This is a genomic window from Leclercia tamurae, from assembly GCF_025566055.1.
GTDB lineage: Bacteria > Pseudomonadota > Gammaproteobacteria > Enterobacterales > Enterobacteriaceae > Enterobacter > Enterobacter tamurae.
In genome coordinates this window covers 31,135-46,020 of record NZ_JAMHKS010000068.1, presented here as the reverse complement: position 1 = coordinate 46,020, position 14,886 = coordinate 31,135, and the positions used below count along the sequence as shown (strand labels likewise).

Annotated in this window: 13 protein-coding genes; 11 read left to right on the top strand and 2 right to left on the bottom strand. The window is 57.5% G+C overall.

The annotated features are described in order from the left end of the window. Positions 1-13: 13 nt before the first annotated feature. The gene (gene pspA / locus M8318_RS06200) at positions 14-682 is read right to left on the bottom strand and encodes a phage shock protein PspA (RefSeq protein WP_262661447.1); all 669 of its coding nucleotides are present in this window, start codon (positions 680-682) and stop codon (positions 14-16) included. Between the two features lie 166 nt (positions 683-848). On the opposite strand from pspA, the gene pspF reads away from it, so the two are divergent. The 10 genes from pspF (at position 849) to pdeR (ending at position 13,611) form a co-directional block, all read left to right on the top strand. Further along, complete coding sequence (pspF, locus tag M8318_RS06195) at positions 849-1,826, top strand: phage shock protein operon transcriptional activator (RefSeq protein ID WP_262661445.1); 978 nt, start codon at positions 849-851, stop codon at positions 1,824-1,826. 88 nt (positions 1,827-1,914) lie between these two features. Beyond that, the gene (sapA, locus tag M8318_RS06190) at positions 1,915-3,555 is read left to right on the top strand and encodes an ABC transporter substrate-binding protein SapA (protein WP_262661443.1); all 1,641 of its coding nucleotides are present in this window, start codon (positions 1,915-1,917) and stop codon (positions 3,553-3,555) included. Beyond that, entirely contained in the window at positions 3,552-4,517 is a 966-nt protein-coding gene (gene sapB, locus M8318_RS06185) for a putrescine export ABC transporter permease SapB (RefSeq protein WP_142489789.1), read from the top strand. Before sapA ends, sapB begins: the two co-directional genes overlap by 4 nt. Further along, the gene (gene sapC, locus M8318_RS06180) at positions 4,504-5,394 is read left to right on the top strand and encodes a putrescine export ABC transporter permease SapC (RefSeq protein WP_262661439.1); all 891 of its coding nucleotides are present in this window, start codon (positions 4,504-4,506) and stop codon (positions 5,392-5,394) included. The genes sapB and sapC overlap by 14 nt, the downstream gene beginning before the upstream one ends. Next, a complete protein-coding gene (gene sapD / locus M8318_RS06175; protein WP_262661437.1) occupies positions 5,394-6,386 on the top strand; it encodes a putrescine export ABC transporter ATP-binding protein SapD in 993 nt (330 codons plus the stop codon). The genes sapC and sapD overlap by 1 nt, the downstream gene beginning before the upstream one ends. Position 6,387: 1 nt before the next feature. After that, positions 6,388-7,194, top strand: a complete 807-nt coding sequence (gene sapF, locus M8318_RS06170) for a putrescine export ABC transporter ATP-binding protein SapF (RefSeq protein ID WP_106993135.1) — start codon at positions 6,388-6,390, stop codon at positions 7,192-7,194. A 121-nt stretch (positions 7,195-7,315) separates the two neighbouring features. After that, positions 7,316-8,104, top strand: a complete 789-nt coding sequence (fabI, locus tag M8318_RS06165) for an enoyl-ACP reductase FabI (protein ID WP_225758626.1) — start codon at positions 7,316-7,318, stop codon at positions 8,102-8,104. Positions 8,105-8,265: 161 nt separating this feature from the next. Continuing rightward, positions 8,266-9,273, top strand: a complete 1,008-nt coding sequence (locus M8318_RS06160) for a CMD domain-containing protein (RefSeq protein ID WP_262661434.1) — start codon at positions 8,266-8,268, stop codon at positions 9,271-9,273. An 88-nt stretch (positions 9,274-9,361) separates the two neighbouring features. Beyond that, positions 9,362-11,296: an exoribonuclease II gene (locus tag M8318_RS06155; protein ID WP_262661433.1), complete on the top strand. Its 1,935-nt coding sequence runs from the start codon at positions 9,362-9,364 to the stop codon at positions 11,294-11,296. Between the two features lie 323 nt (positions 11,297-11,619). Continuing rightward, on the top strand, positions 11,620-13,611 hold the full coding sequence (gene pdeR / locus M8318_RS06150) for a cyclic di-GMP phosphodiesterase (protein ID WP_262661431.1): 1,992 nt from the start codon (positions 11,620-11,622) through the stop codon (positions 13,609-13,611). Here pdeR and M8318_RS06145 read toward each other — a convergent pair. Next, the gene (locus tag M8318_RS06145; protein ID WP_262661429.1) at positions 13,608-14,477 is read right to left on the bottom strand and encodes a crotonase/enoyl-CoA hydratase family protein; all 870 of its coding nucleotides are present in this window, start codon (positions 14,475-14,477) and stop codon (positions 13,608-13,610) included. The genes pdeR and M8318_RS06145 overlap by 4 nt on opposite strands. 192 nt (positions 14,478-14,669) lie before the next feature. On the opposite strand from M8318_RS06145, the gene yciZ reads away from it, so the two are divergent. Continuing rightward, on the top strand, positions 14,670-14,852 hold the full coding sequence (yciZ, locus tag M8318_RS06140; protein WP_262661427.1) for a protein YciZ/DeoL: 183 nt from the start codon (positions 14,670-14,672) through the stop codon (positions 14,850-14,852). The last annotated feature ends 34 nt before the right edge of the window (positions 14,853-14,886 follow it).

The following is a 14,886-nucleotide window of genomic DNA, read 5'->3' as shown; positions in this document are numbered from 1 at the left end:
GCCGCAGATATTATTATTGATTGTCTTGTTTCATTCTGGCTTTAAGCGCGGCCAGTTGCTCGCCGATTTCATCATCCGCTTTCAGATCGGCAAACTGCTGATCCAGCGTCTTCTGTTTGCCAAAGCTGTGGCTCTCCGCTTCAGCTTCCATCTGATCGATACGGCGCTCAAATGACTCGAAACGGGCCATAGCTTCATCAATCTTGCCGCTATCGAGCTGACGACGCACGTCGCGGGAAGAATTTGCCGCCTGATGACGCAGCGTCAGCGCCTGCTGACGGGCACGGGTTTCGCTCAGCTTGTTCTCAAGCTCGGCAATCTCTCTCTTCATGCGGGTGAGGGTTTCGTCCACCAGCGTCACTTCCTGCTCCAGCGTAGCGACGATATCGGTCAGCTTCTGCTTTTCGATCAGCGCGGAACGGGCCAGATCGTCTTTATCTTTACGCAGCGCCAGTTCGGCTTTTTCCTGCCATTCGCTCTGCTGGGCGGTCGCCTGCTCAATACGGCGCGAAAGCTGTTTCTTCTCGGCCAGCGCACGGGCGGAGTTTGAACGCACTTCGACCAGCGTATCTTCCATCTCCTGAATCATCAGGCGGACCAGCTTCTGTGGATCTTCCGCTTTTTCCAGCAGCGAGTTGATGTTGGCGTTCACGATGTCGGCAAAACGAGAAAAAATACCCATAATTGAATCCTCATAGTTCTGTTATCGGGCTAAGCCCTGCTGTTTAGCTAATACAAATCCCGTGCCAGGTTTTTATCTTATTGATTTTACGTAAGGTGATTGCTTTTTCGCCCGTTCCACCCTACTCTCGCTTAGTGAATCACACCAATAAGTGGTTAATTTCATCATGGCTGAATTTAAAGATACATTATTGGGGGAAGCCAACAGCTTCCTCGAAGTGCTGGAGCAGGTTTCGCGCCTGGCCCCGCTCAATAAACCGGTGCTGATCATCGGGGAGCGCGGCACCGGAAAAGAGCTGATAGCCAACCGTCTGCACTATTTATCCGGGCGCTGGGATGGCCCCTTTATCTCCCTGAACTGCGCCGCGCTGAACGAAAACCTGCTCGATACCGAGCTGTTCGGCCATGAGGCGGGCGCCTTTACCGGGGCCCAGCGGCGTCATCCCGGGCGTTTCGAGCGCGCCGACGGCGGGACGTTGTTCCTTGACGAACTGGCCACCGCCCCGATGCTGGTGCAGGAAAAGCTGCTGCGGGTTATTGAGTATGGCGAGCTGGAGCGCGTGGGCGGTAGCCAGCCGTTACAGGTGAATGTGCGGCTGGTCTGCGCCACCAACGCCAACCTGCCGGAGATGGTCGAGCAGGAGCGGTTTCGCGCCGACCTGCTGGACAGGCTGGCCTTTGACGTCGTCAACCTGCCCCCGCTGCGCGAGCGGCGCAGCGATATCATGCTGCTGGCGGAACAATTTGCCATCCAGATGTGCCGCGAGCTGGGCCTGCCGCTGTTCCCCGGCTTTAGCCAGCACGCCCGCGAAACCCTGCTCGACTACCGCTGGCCGGGTAATATCCGCGAGCTGAAAAACGTGGTTGAGCGCTCCGTCTATCGCCATGGCAGTAGCGAAACCGAGCTGGATGAGATTGTGATCGATCCTTTCCATCGCCCCACACAGTCGCCTGTCGATAAACCCCGCAACGCCGCTTCCCCCACCCTGCCGCTGGATTTACGCCAGTTCCAGCAGGCGCAGGAAAAGCAGCTACTAGAGCTGAGTCTGCGGGAAGCAAAGTTTAATCAGAAACGGGCGGCTGAACTGCTGGGGCTGACCTACCATCAATTAAGGGCATTGCTCAAAAAGCATCAGATGCGCTGACAATATCAGCACTTACCCGCAGACATTTTTACGAAGCAGGTGTAAGTGCGATACACTTTGCAGATCGTCACTAAAAACCTTAAAAATTATGCGTCTGGTTTTCTCGTCCCTGATTGCGCTCGGTCTGTTAAGTAGCCAGGCTTTTGCTGCGCCCACGCCTGCAGAACGCGCTGATATTCGCGACAGCGGCTTTGTCTACTGCGTCAGTGGGCAGGTCAACACCTTCAACCCGCAAAAAGCGAGCAGCGGCCTGATCGTCGATACCCTCGCCGCGCAGTTGTATGACCGGCTGCTGGATGTCGATCCCTATACCTACCGCCTGGTGCCGGAGCTGGCCGAGAGCTGGGAGGTCCTGGACAACGGCGCGACCTACCGTTTTCGTCTGCGCGACGATGTGAACTTCCAGACCACGCCGTGGTTTAAACCCACCCGTAAACTGAATGCGGATGACGTGGTCTTCACCTTCCAGCGCATTTTTAACCGCGACCATGCGTGGCACTACGTCAACGGCGGCAGCTTCCCTTACTTCGACAGCCTGCAGTTTGCCGATACGGTGAAAAACGTGCGCAAGCTGGATAACCGCACCGTCGAGTTCACCCTCGCCCGCCCGGATGCCTCCTTCCTCTGGCATCTGGCGACGCACTACGCCTCGGTAATGTCCTCGGAGTACGCCACCCAACTGACCCTGAAGGATAAACAGGAGCTGATGGATCGCCAGCCGGTGGGCACCGGGCCGTTCCAGATCGCAGAGTATCGCGCCGGGCAGTATGTTCGTCTGCAGCGCCACGAAAAATTCTGGCGCGGCAAACCGCTGATGCCCCAGGTGGTGGTGGATTTAGGCTCCGGCGGAACAGGTCGCCTGTCGAAGTTGCTCACCGGCGAGTGTGATGTACTGGCCTGGCCCGCCGCCAGCCAGCTGACCATTCTGCGCGACGATCCGCGTCTGCGCCTGACCCTGCGTCCGGGCATGAACATCGCTTATCTGGCGTTTAATACCAATAAGCCGCCGCTGAACAACCCGGCGGTGCGGCACGCCCTCGCGCTGGCGATCAATAACCAGCGTCTGATGCAGTCGATCTATTACGGTACCGCAGAAACCGCCGCCTCCATCCTGCCCCGCGCCTCGTGGGCTTACGATAGCGAGGCTAAAATTACCGAATACAATCCGGACAAATCCCGCGAGCAGCTCAAGGCGCTGGGGGCGGATAACCTCACCCTGCAGCTGTGGGTGCCCACCAGCTCTCAGGCCTGGAACCCCAGCCCGCTGAAAACCGCCGAGCTGCTGCAGGCCGACCTCGCCCAGGTGGGGGTCACGGTAGTGATCGTTCCGGTGGAAGGCCGTTTTCAGGAGGCGCGCCTGATGGACATGAACCATGATTTAACTCTGGCAGGTTGGGCAACCGACAGTAACGACCCGGACAGCTTCTTCCGGCCGCTGCTGAGCTGTGCGGCGATCGATTCCCAGACCAACTACGCCCACTGGTGCCATCCCGAGTTCGATGATGTGCTGCGCAAAGCCCTCTCGACTCAGCAGCTGGCGGCGCGTATCGACGCCTATGACGAGGCGCAAATTATTCTGGCCAAAGAGCTGCCGGTACTGCCCCTGGCCTCCTCCCTGCGTCTGCAGGCGTACCGTTACGACATTAAAGGCCTGGTGCTGAGCCCGTTCGGTAACGCATCCTTTGCCGGCGTCTCCCGTGAGCAGCAAGAAGAGGTGAAAAAACCGTGATTATTTTTACCTTACGTCGGCTGCTGTTGCTGCTGATCACTCTTTTCTTTCTGACCTTTGTCGGCTTCAGCCTGAGCTATTTCACTCCCCATGCGCCGCTACAGGGCGCCTCCCTGTGGAATGCGTGGTGGTTCTGGTTTGAAGGGGTGCTGCACTGGGACTTTGGCGTCTCCAGCATCAACGGCCAGCCCATCGCCGAGCAGCTGAAAGAGGTGTTCCCCGCCACTATGGAGCTGTGCATCCTGGCGTTTGGTTTCGCGCTGGTAGTGGGGATCCCGGTCGGGATGCTCGCCGGGATCACCCGCAACAAGTGGCAGGATAAGCTAATCAGCGCCATCGCCCTGCTCGGCTTTTCGGTGCCGGTGTTCTGGCTGGCGCTGCTGCTGACCCTCTTTTTCTCCCTGACGCTCGGCTGGCTGCCGGTGTCCGGCCGATTCGACCTGCTGTATGCGGTGAAGACGGTGACCGGTTTCGCGATTATTGACGCCTGGCTCTCAGATTCGGTCTGGCGGCATGAGATGATTATCAGCGCCGTGCGCCACATGGTGTTGCCGGTGCTGGCGCTGGCCGTTGCACCAACCACCGAGGTGATCCGCCTGATGCGCATCAGCACCATCGAGGTGTTTGATCAGAACTATGTTAAAGCCGCCGCCACGCGCGGGCTGTCGCGGCTGACGATTTTACGCCGCCATGTTCTGCATAACGCCCTCCCGCCGGTGATCCCGCGTCTTGGCCTGCAGTTCTCCACCATGCTGACCCTGGCGATGATCACCGAGATGGTCTTTAGCTGGCCGGGCCTCGGTCGCTGGCTGATCAACGCCATCCGCCAGCAGGACTACGCCGCGATCTCCGCCGGCGTGATGGTGATTGGCGCGCTGGTTATTATTGTTAACGTGATATCCGATATTTTGGGCGCTATGGCTAACCCGCTGAAACATAAGGAATGGTATGCCTTACGATAGCGTATACAGTGAAAAGCGCACCCCCGGGGCGTTGCGCACCGCGTGGCGTAACTTTTACGGCGATGCCACGGCCATGATCGGCCTGTACGGCTGCGGCGGCCTGGTGCTGCTCTGCATCCTGGGCTCCTGGTTTGCCCCTTACGGCATTGATCAGCAGTTCCTCGGCTATCAGCTGTTACCGCCTTCGTGGTCGCGTTACGGTGAAGTCTCTTTCTTCCTCGGCACCGATGACCTCGGGCGCGATCTCTTAAGCCGCCTGCTGAGCGGCGCGGCGCCAACGGTGGGCGGTGCTTTTGTGGTGACGCTGGCGGCCACGGTGTGCGGTCTGTTGCTCGGCATTGTCGCCGGGTCAACCCACGGCCTGCGCTCGGCGGTGACGAACCACATTCTCGACACCCTGCTGTCGATTCCGTCGCTGCTGCTGGCGATCATCGTGGTGGCGTTCTCCGGGCCGCACCTGATCCACGCCATGTTTGCGGTGTGGCTGGCGCTGCTGCCGCGCATGGTGCGCTCGGTCTATAGCCTGGTGCACGATGAGCTGGAAAAAGATTACGTGGTCGCCGCCCGTCTGGATGGCGCTACCACCTTAAATATTCTGTGGTTCGCGGTGTTGCCCAATATCGCCTCCGGGATGGTTACCGAGATCACCCGCGCTCTGTCGATGGCAATCCTCGATATCGCCGCGCTCGGGTTTCTCGATCTGGGTGCGCAGCTGCCGTCCCCGGAATGGGGCGCGATGCTGGGCGACGCGCTGGAACTGATCTACGTGGCCCCCTGGACGGTAATGCTGCCGGGTGCGGCGATCATGATGAGCGTGCTGCTGGTGAACCTGCTTGGCGACGGCATTCGTCGCGCCATTGTGGCGGGGGTGGAATAATGCCGTTACTGGATATTCGCAATCTGACGATTGAATTTAAAACCAGCGAAGGCTGGGTAAAAGCGGTCGACCGCGTCAGCATTACCCTGAGTGAAGGCGAGATCCGCGGGCTGGTGGGTGAATCGGGCTCGGGCAAAAGCCTGATTGCCAAAGCGATTTGCGGCGTGGCGAAAGATAACTGGCGCGTCACCGCCGACCGGATGCGCTTTGACGATATCGACCTGCTGCGCCTCTCCGTCCGGGAACGACGCAAGCTGGTAGGACACAACGTGTCGATGATTTTTCAGGAGCCGCAGTCCTGTCTCGATCCGTCGGAGCGTGTCGGCAAACAGCTGATGCAGAACATTCCCGCCTGGACCTATAAAGGCCGCTGGTGGCAGCGTTTTGGCTGGCGCAAACGCCGGGCCATCGAGCTGCTGCACCGGGTGGGGATCAAGGATCACAAAGACGCGATGCGCAGCTTCCCCTATGAGCTGACCGACGGCGAGTGTCAGAAAGTGATGATCGCCATTGCGCTGGCCAACCAGCCGCGCCTGCTGATTGCCGACGAACCGACCAACGCGATGGAGCCCACCACCCAGGCGCAGATTTTCCGCCTGCTCACCAGGCTTAATCAGAACAACAACACCACCATTTTGCTGATCAGCCATGACCTGCAGATGCTGAGCAAATGGGCGGATAAGATTGACGTGATGTACTGCGGCCAGACCGTGGAAACCGCCGGCAGTGAAGAGCTGGTTACCATGCCGCATCATCTTTATACCCAGGCGCTGATCCGTGCGATCCCCGATTTTGGCAGCGCTATGCCGCATAAAAGCCGTCTCAATACCCTGCCAGGGGCGATCCCGCTGCTGGAGCATCTGCCGATCGGCTGTCGCCTGGGGCCACGCTGTCCCTATGCCCAGCGAAAATGCATTGAAACGCCGCGCCTTGCCGGGCCGAGAAACCATCTGTTTGCCTGCCATTTCCCGCTGAACATGGAGAAAGAGTGACATGGTCGAAACCTTGCTGGAAGTGCGCAACCTGAGTAAGACCTTTCGCTACCGCACCGGTCTATTCCACCGCCAGACCGTCGAAGCGGTGAAGCCGCTGAGCTTTACCCTGCGGGAGAAGCAGACCCTGGCGATTATCGGTGAGAACGGGTCGGGGAAATCGACGCTGGCGAAAATGCTGGCCGGGATGATCGAACCCTCCGATGGCGAAGTTTTGATTGACGACCATCTGCTGAAATTTGGCGATTACTCGTTCCGCAGTCAGCGGATCCGCATGATTTTCCAGGATCCCTCGACCTCGCTGAACCCGCGCCAGCGTATCTCGCAGATCCTCGATTTTCCGCTGCGGTTGAACACCGATCTGGAGTTTGAAGCGCGGCGTAAGCAGATTATCGAAACCCTGCGCATGGTTGGCCTGCTGCCGGATCACGTCAGCTACTATCCGCATATGCTGGCCCCCGGCCAGAAACAGCGTCTCGGGCTCGCCCGGGCGCTGATCCTGCGGCCAAAAGTGATCATCGCTGACGAAGCGCTGGCCTCGCTGGATATGTCGATGCGTTCTCAGTTAATCAATTTGATGCTGGAGCTGCAGGAGAAACAGGGTATCTCCTATATTTACGTGACCCAGCATCTGGGGATGATGAAGCATATCAGCGATCAGGTGCTGGTGATGCATGAGGGCTCGGTGGTGGAACGCGGCAGTACCGCGTCGGTGCTGGCCGCGCCGCTTCACGATCTGACCAAACGTTTAATTGCCGGGCATTTTGGCGAGGCCTTAACCGCCGATGCATGGCGAAAAGATCGCTGATCTGTCCGGTGAAGTGGTCGGACTAACAGGGTACGCGACCCATGCTATTATCGCGCCGTTTTAACGACGGGTGTCCAGACAGGCGACACCCGCCACCACCATGATTATAAGGATTAGAGCTATGGGTTTTCTTTCCGGTAAGCGCATTCTGGTAACCGGCGTTGCCAGCAAATTGTCCATCGCATACGGTATCGCACAGGCGATGCATCGCGAAGGCGCTGAGCTGGCATTCACCTACCAGAACGACAAGCTGAAAGGCCGCGTAGAAGAGTTTGCCGCGCAGCTGGGTTCCAGCATTGTTCTGGAATGCGACGTTGCACAAGATGAAAGCATCGATGGCATGTTCGCTGAGCTGGCAAAAACCTGGCCGAAATTTGACGGTTTCGTTCACTCCATCGGTTTCGCACCAGGCGATCAGCTGGATGGCGACTACGTGAATGCGGTTACCCGTGAAGGCTTCAAAATTGCCCACGACATCAGCTCCTACAGCTTTGTGGCGATGGCAAAATCCTGCCGCAGCATGCTGAACCCGGGCGCAGCCCTGCTGACCCTCTCCTATCTGGGTGCTGAGCGCGCCATCCCTAACTACAACGTGATGGGCCTGGCGAAAGCCTCTCTGGAAGCCAACGTGCGCTACATGGCGAACGCTATGGGGCCTGAAGGCGTGCGCGTGAACGGGATCTCTGCGGGTCCAATCCGCACCCTGGCCGCTTCCGGCATCAAAGACTTCCGTAAAATGCTGGCGCATTGCGAAGCGGTTACGCCGATCCGCCGCACCGTCACCATCGAAGACGTGGGTAACTCTGCGGCCTTCCTGTGCTCTGACCTCTCTGCTGGCATCTCCGGCGAAGTGGTTCACGTTGACGGCGGTTTCAGCATCGCTGCAATGAACGAGCTGGAAATCAAATAAGTTCGTCACCTTCCCGCTGCGGCGGGAAGGTTTACCTGTTGTTGCGCCCCGCTTTTCCCCTCGTTATTCCGTTCCGCTATTTGTTATCACCTAACAATATTTTTCCGCTTATCCGCCTTACGCCAGGATATTGATCGCCATTATGAGATCAAGGAACGCACATGGAACAACGCCGTATTTCTGGCAAAGGCCACTGGTATCATGAAACCCAGTCCAGTAGCAGCCCGACGGAAGTCCTGCCTTTGGTTCCCGAAGCCGCACAGGTCGCGGATCGTTTTTTGCTGAACCTCACATTACCGACGTCGCTACTGGCGGCCTGCGAACGCTGGTTAACCCCGGCCCGGGCGCTGTGCGACCTCTTTTTCCCGCGCGCCGTGCCGGTCAATCGCCTGCGCACGCTTAGCGCGTATGACCGATTCAGCACCGCCCTGACGGTAGCCCAGGTGTGTGGCGTGCAGCGGCTCTGTAATCACTACGCCGCGCTACTTGCCCCGCTCCCCGGCCCCGACTCCTCCCGTGAAAGCAATCGCCGTCTCGCCCAGATCACCCAGTACGCCCGCCAGCTTGCCAGCTCACCCGACGTGATCGACACCAAAGCGCAGCAGGAGCTCGATGAGGTGGGCCTGACGGTGTATGACATTGTGACCATCAACCAGATCATCGGCTTTGTCGGCTTTCAGGCCCGGGTGGTGGCGGTGTTCCAGGCCTTGCTCGGTCATCCTGTCCGCTGGCTGCCCGGGCACCATATCCCGCCGCACGCCCTGATTGACGATAGTGCACTGAACATGGATACCTGGGAGCCAGTCGTCCCGGGCGTTGAGCAACGAAATGCCAGTGCACAACAGCTGGCGTCCCTTGAACGCTGGCAGGCCGAGCCGCTATTGCAGCAACTTACGCCGGTGCTGTGTCATGAGCCGGCGATCCTCGATTACACCGGTGAAATCCTGGTCAGCGGGCTCGATACCGCCCAGCCAGCGGGTCCGTCGGATGAGGCGGTGAAACGCGCTGTGGAACAGCTGGCACGCTCCCCGGATCGGTTCAGCGCTGCGCAATTTACCCCGCTGACGGACGAGGGGCTTCCTCCGGCGCAGGCTATCAACCTGCTGACCTGGAGCGCTTTTTGCGGCTGGTTGAACCGACTTAAAATCGCCATCGGCAGAGGCGAATAACCATACTAATTACCTAAAGAGCGCTTGCTGTAGCAGTGAGATTCGCGTAAAACTGTCAGCCGCTCAATGGCTACGAAAATAGATCACTATGCTCCAGGACAACCCGCTGCTAGCGCAGCTTAAACAGCAACTGCATTCCCAGACGCCACGTGCTGAAGGGGTGGTAAAAGCCACGGAAAAAGGCTTTGGCTTCCTTGAAGTCGATGCACAGAAAAGTTACTTCATTCCGCCTCCGCAGATGAAGAAAGTGATGCATGGCGATCGTATTACTGCCGTGATCCATAGCCAAAAGGATCGTGAATCCGCCGAGCCTGAAGAGCTGATTGAACCGTTCCTGACCCGCTTTGTGGGTAAGGTGCTGCGTAAAGATGACCGTCTGTCCATCATCCCGGACCATCCCCTGCTTAAAGACGCCATCCCTTGCCGCGCCGAACGCGGCGTCGAGCATGATTTTAAAGAAGGTGACTGGGCGGTAGCGGAGATGCGCCGTCACCCTCTGAAGGGCGACCGCGGCTTTTATGCCGAGCTGACCCAGTTTATTACCTTTGGCGACGACCACTTCGTGCCATGGTGGGTCACCCTGGCACGCCATAATCTGGAAAAAGAAGCGCCAGAAGGCGCAGCGACGGAGATGCTGGACGAAGGTCTGGAACGTCGCGATCTCACAGCCCTCAATTTTGTGACCATCGACAGCGCCAGCACCGAAGATATGGACGATGCGCTGTATGTGGAAGAGCAGGCTGACGGCAAGCTGCTATTAACCGTGGCGATTGCCGATCCTACGGCCTGGATTGCTGAAGGCACCCCGCTGGATGAGTCTGCCAAAATTCGTGCCTTTACCAACTACCTGCCGGGCTTCAACATCCCGATGCTGCCGCGCGAACTCTCTGACAACTTGTGCTCACTGCGCGCCAATGAAGTGCGTCCGGTCCTCGCCTGCCGAATGACCATTGCTGCCGATGGCACCATCGAAGAGAACATTGAGTTCTTTGCCGCCACCATCGAGTCGAAAGCCAAGCTGGTGTACGACGAGGTGTCTGACTGGCTGGAAAACAGCGGTAGCTGGCAGCCTGCCAGTGACGCCATTGCCGAACAGATCCGTCTGTTGCAGCGCGTCTGCCTGAGCCGCAGCGAGTGGCGTAAGACCCATGCGCTGGTGTTCAAGGATCGCCCTGACTACCGCTTTATTCTTGGTGAAAAAGGCGAAGTGCTGGATATCGTTGCTGAACCGCGTCGCATTGCTAACCGCATTGTTGAAGAGTCAATGATTGCGGCGAACATCTGTGCCGCTCGTGTGCTGCGCGATAAACTCGGTTTCGGCATCTATAACGTGCATACCGGCTTTGACCCGGCCAACAGCGAAACGCTGGCTGCCCTGCTGAAGACCCATGACGTACACGTTGATCCGCAGGAAGTCCTGACCCTGAACGGATTCTGCAAGCTGCGTCGTGAGCTGGATGCCCAGCCGTCCGGCTTCCTCGACAGCCGCATTCGCCGTTTCCAGTCTTTCGCTGAGATCAGCACCGAACCGGGCCCGCACTTTGGCCTCGGTCTGGAAGCTTATGCAACCTGGACCTCCCCGATCCGTAAGTATGGCGATATGGTTAACCACCGCCTGCTGAAAGCGATCGTTAAAGGTGACACCATCGCCCGTCCACAGGACGAAACCACCGTGCAGATGGCGGAGCGTCGTCGCCTTAACCGCATGGCGGAGCGCGATGTCGGTGACTGGCTGTATGCCCGCTTCCTGAAAGACAAAGCCGGGACTGACACCCGTTTTGCGGCCGAGATCATCGATATCAGCCGCGGCGGCATGCGCGTTCGTCTTGTGGATAATGGCGCCGTGGCCTTCATTCCGGCTCCGTTCCTGCACGCCGTGCGTGAGGAACTGGTCTGCAGCCAGGAGAACGGCACCGTTCAGATCAAAGGTGAAGTGGCCTTTAAAGTGACCGAGGTTATCGACGTCACTATCGCTGAAGTGCGTATGGAAACACGCAGCGTCATCGCCCGCCCAGCCGTCTGATTATTGCCTGCTAAAAAGTCGGATTCACCCACCCCAGGTAATCCGACTTTTTTATTACCACTAAAACCCATTCTCACTATTTTTACTGACCTTTTCCTCCCACAAATTGCAAAAAGCGATCACAATTATTAGCGACGGGCGGGTTCACGCTATTGTGCATTTGTAGAATATTCATTCGCCTGTATCCTTTTTCGCTATTCTCGTTCTACTATTAAGAATACGGGGAAAAACAATAAGTTTAGCTCGGGGTCACCGCCGTTTTAACGCGATTAAACCGACTGAAAATGCACAATGTGTGCAATAAAGTGCGCCTGGGAGAGAGCATGATTGACGATCTGGAGCAAAATTTGCTGTTTCGTTACATGGGAACCCACAGTCCCTGGTGGCGACTGACGGCGGACAGCAATGCTCTGCATCTTGCGGCCAGTGAAAGTGCCGATACGACGCAAGTTGTCGCGCTCTCCGATGAGCAGGCCAGTTATATTCGCCAGATGACGGTGATCACCTCCAGCATTACCATGACGCTCTCCCTGTACGGAACCGAGGTGCCAGTGCATCTGGTGGGCCGTAAAATCACCAAAAAAGAGTGGGCTGGCACCGCCTCTGCCTGGCATGATACCCCCTCCGTTGCCCGCGATCTGGCGCAGGGTTTATCCTTTGCCGAACAGGTGGTTTCCGAAGCCAACTCGGTGATTGTCATCCTCGACAGGCACGGCAATATTCAGCGCTTTAACCGCCTGAGCGAAGAGTACACCGGGATGAAGGAGCAGGAGGTCATCGGCCAGAACGTTTTCAAGCTGTTTATGAGCCGCAGCGAAGCCGCCGCCTCCCGCCGCAATATCAGCGGTTTTTTTCGCGACGGTAGCTCCTATGAAGTGGAGCGCTGGATCAAAACCCGCAAAGGGCAACGCCTGTTCCTGTTTCGGAATAAATTCGTGCACAGCGGCAGCGGTAAGAACGAAATCTTCCTTATCTGTTCCGGGACGGACATCACCGAAGAGCGCCGCGCCCAGGAGCGACTCCGGGTCCTGGCCAATACCGATACCATCACGGGCCTGCCAAACCGCAATGCCATCCACGATATGATCACCGAAGCGATCGACACGCGCGGCGATACCCAGGTGGGCGTGGTCTATCTTGACCTCGATAATTTCAAAAAGGTGAATGATGCCTACGGGCATATGTTTGGCGATCAGCTGTTACAGGCCGTGGCGCTGGCGATCCTCAGCTGTCTGGAAGATGGGCAGGTGCTGGCCCGTCTGGGCGGGGATGAGTTCATTGTGCTGGCCAGTGGCACCTCCCAGGGCGCGCTGGAAGCCATGGCCTCGCGGATCCTGACCCGACTGCGCCAGCCCTTCCGGATTGGTTTAATCGAAGTCTATACCGGCTGCTCGCTGGGTATCTCTCTCGCCCCGCAGCACGGAACCGACCGTGAAAGCGTGATCCGCAATGCCGACACCGCCATGTACACCGCCAAAGAGAACGGCCGCGGAACGTTCTGCGTCTTCTCCCCGGAGATGAATCAGCGCGTCTTTGAGTACCTGTGGCTGGACACCAACCTGCGCAAGGCGCTGGATAACGACCAGCTGGTGATCCACTATCAGCCCAAAATTACCTGGCGGGGCGAGGTCAGAACCCTCGAAGCGCTGGTTCGCTGGCAGTCGCCGGAGCGCGGGCTGATCCCACCGCTTGAGTTTATCTCCTATGCGGAAGAGTCCGGGCTCATCGTACCGCTGGGCCGTTGGGTAATGCTCGACGTGGTGCGCCAGATCGCCAAATGGCGCGATAAAGGCATCAACCTGCGGGTGGCGGTCAACGTCTCGGCCCGTCAGCTGGCGGATCAGACCATCTTCAGCGATTTGAAACAGGCGTTAAAGGATCTCGACTTTGAGTATTGCCCGGTTGACGTGGAGCTGACGGAAAGCTGCCTGATTGAGAACGAGGAGCTGGCGCTGTCGGTCATTCAGCAGTTCAGCAAGCTGGGGGCGCAGATCCATCTCGATGATTTCGGCACCGGGTATTCATCGCTGTCGCAGCTGGCCCGCTTTCCCATCGATGCCATTAAGCTCGATCAGGCCTTTGTCCGGGATATTCATAAGCAGTCGGTGTCGCAGTCGCTGGTGCGCGCGATTGTTGCCGTTGCCCAGGCGCTGAATTTGCAGGTCATTGCCGAAGGGGTGGAGAGTGCGAAAGAAGACGCCTTTCTGACGAAGAATGGCGTCAATGAACGACAAGGTTTTCTGTTTGCTAAGCCCATGCCCGCTGTCGCATTCGAGCGATGGTTTAAACGTTACCAGGCACGCAACGCGCGTTAGCTGGCTTTACGCAGGCCTGATGCAGTGTGCCGATCCTGAAGCTGAACCAGCCGCTGCATATAGGCCACGTCCTTCGGCTGCAGGCAGAATGCAGCGTCCACCCAATCTTCCGTGATGTCCATAAGCTCACTGCGCGGCAACTGTAATACCCGTTGACGGGCGCGCAGCATGGCTCTGACGCCATTCATTTTAGGTTGTAAGGTGTCGATGAAGGTCCGTGTCGCCACGTAGCCCTGACCGGGTTCGAACAGCACGTCCACCAGCCCCTGCTGCTCATACCACTCCGCCGTGTGGCACTCCCCTTTATAGATCAGCTCCTCTGCCAGTTTCATGCCTGAACGGCGCGCCACCAGCGAGTAGCCACCCATGCCGGGGAACAGATTAAAAGCGATCTCCGGAAAGCCTAAGCGCGCATCCCGCTGAGCCAGTAGGAAATGGTGCGCCAGCGCGGCTTCGAATCCGCCGCCAAGCGCACTACCCTCCACCATCGACAGGGTGATCGCCCCGGTATCAAAGCCCCGCGACGCCGCATGGACGCAGTCCACACAGGCGCGGGCATACGCCCGAAGCGCTTCGCGACGACCATTCTCTATGCACTCAACAAAGAAGCGTAAATCCCCGCCGGTGTTGTAGATATCTGGCACCAGCGATCCTGTCACCCAAAAATCAACCTCAAACCCGGACTGCCTTACCAGCCACGACAGGTTCATGATCTCCTCAATCAGGGCATGATTGAAGCAAGGGCGCGGCTGTGCTCGCAGCATCATCCACAGGGTGCGTCTTTCCTCCTCGTAGTAACCGGCGAGTTGGGTGAATCGTACAGAATCAGTAAACAGTTTACAGGTAGCCTGATTGATAATTGTCATAGTCTAATTCCTCATAGAAAAAAGCGCCTTGCGCGCAGAAGTAGACTAATCCACTACTAAAGTCCTCTGTATAAAGAAGTACGAAAATATCACTACCATTAATGTGCTTTCGTTAGCACACTTTTTCCCTTCTCTTTTGCCTTCAATTTCTGCATCATTGAATTTATTCACTTTTCATTTAGGGATGAGATTATGTCTGATATCGATGCACTGAAAGTTGCCCAACGTATTGATACTGTGCTGGATATTCTGGTTGCAGGTGATGTGAACTCTGCTCTGCGTAATCTCGAGATATTAAAATCAGAATTACTGACTCAGGCGGGCGCGCAGAAAAACGGCGACGTAGCACAGCCTAAATCGCCGTGGGAAGTTTAAGGGTCGCAGCAGCCCACATGGTTATGTCAGTTTT

Bases quoted from the DNA above. Each gene is read 5' to 3' on its own strand.
- sapC (WP_262661439.1), top strand. From the start codon at position 4,504: ATGCCTTACGATAGCGTATACAGTGAAAAGCGCACCCCCGGGGCGTTG.
- sapA (WP_262661443.1), top strand. From the start codon at position 1,915: ATGCGTCTGGTTTTCTCGTCCCTGATTGCGCTCGGTCTGTTAAGTAGC.
- sapF (WP_106993135.1), top strand. From the start codon at position 6,388: ATGGTCGAAACCTTGCTGGAAGTGCGCAACCTGAGTAAGACCTTTCGC.
- pspF (WP_262661445.1), top strand. From the start codon at position 849: ATGGCTGAATTTAAAGATACATTATTGGGGGAAGCCAACAGCTTCCTC.
- M8318_RS06145 (WP_262661429.1), bottom strand. From the start codon at position 14,477: ATGACAATTATCAATCAGGCTACCTGTAAACTGTTTACTGATTCTGTA.
- pspA (WP_262661447.1), bottom strand. From the start codon at position 682: ATGGGTATTTTTTCTCGTTTTGCCGACATCGTGAACGCCAACATCAAC.
- M8318_RS06160 (WP_262661434.1), top strand. From the start codon at position 8,266: ATGGAACAACGCCGTATTTCTGGCAAAGGCCACTGGTATCATGAAACC.
- sapD (WP_262661437.1), top strand. From the start codon at position 5,394: ATGCCGTTACTGGATATTCGCAATCTGACGATTGAATTTAAAACCAGC.
- M8318_RS06155 (WP_262661433.1), top strand. From the start codon at position 9,362: ATGCTCCAGGACAACCCGCTGCTAGCGCAGCTTAAACAGCAACTGCAT.
- pdeR (WP_262661431.1), top strand. From the start codon at position 11,620: ATGATTGACGATCTGGAGCAAAATTTGCTGTTTCGTTACATGGGAACC.
- yciZ (WP_262661427.1), top strand. From the start codon at position 14,670: ATGTCTGATATCGATGCACTGAAAGTTGCCCAACGTATTGATACTGTG.
- fabI (WP_225758626.1), top strand. From the start codon at position 7,316: ATGGGTTTTCTTTCCGGTAAGCGCATTCTGGTAACCGGCGTTGCCAGC.